Annotated in this window: 1 protein-coding gene; it reads right to left on the bottom strand. The window is 57.1% G+C overall.

The window, feature by feature from the left end; genetic code table 11:
* Window positions 1–325 (bottom strand): IS3 family transposase (locus PDO_RS16765; RefSeq protein WP_007604407.1); only part of this gene is annotated, 325 nt, incomplete at its 3' end.
* Window positions 326–784: the final 459 nt, after the last annotated feature.

Here is a 784-nt window from a genome sequence, read left to right as displayed (position 1 = left end):
AGCCCAAAACCAAACGCGTACAATCCTCGGCACCGAATACCCGCAGTTTTAGACAGCCGCTAACATTGGCTTGACGAAGCTCGCGGTTCTCACGCTCCAGAGCCTTTATCTTCTCGGCAACGTCGCTCGGCAGGCCTGCTCGTTTGCCGGTGTCGACCTCGGTCTTCTTCACCCATTCATGCAGCGTGGCGGGCGAGCAGCCGATCTTGGCCGCAATAGATGAAACGGCAGCCCACCGCGAAGGGTGCTCGGCTTCGTGATCCAGCACCATACGAATGGCACGTTGACGGACTTCAGGTGAAAACTTGTTCGTTGTCTTGCTCATAATGGCTCCACTTTCTCAGAAGTTGGAGCCTCCGGCAAACCCGGTGCGGTTCAATCCCTTGACCGGCAGACGCCGGATCAGGCCTACTTCAACGCGCTGGCACCAATGATGGTGGCGGCATAATCGAGGCGGAAATCCACTTAGCGAAACGCCCGAAACTGTTCAGACAAACCGAACCACCTCGGACCATTCCGCTCAAAGGACAAAAATCGATGACCCAGGTTCGCAGGATTACCGCGCGAATATGACCGTGCCGGCTCACGCCGCGTCGGCGTTTTCCGCATTCGTCATTCATCAGGGATGTTCAGCATGTCCAACACCCGTCTCCCGTTTCGAATAGGTCGCTGATCCCGAGAGGGGTCGCCGCCCTGCCTCTATTAGATTGAGAACCAAACCCGCCGCCATCGGCGCGCGGAACAGGAGACGCTTGCCATGTTCAGTTCTAACCGCATCATGTCC

It is taken from the genome of Rhizobium sp. PDO1-076 (assembly GCF_000247475.1).
In the GTDB taxonomy this organism is placed as follows: Bacteria; Pseudomonadota; Alphaproteobacteria; order Rhizobiales; family Rhizobiaceae; genus Allorhizobium.
This window is presented reverse-complemented; position numbering and strand designations above follow the sequence as displayed.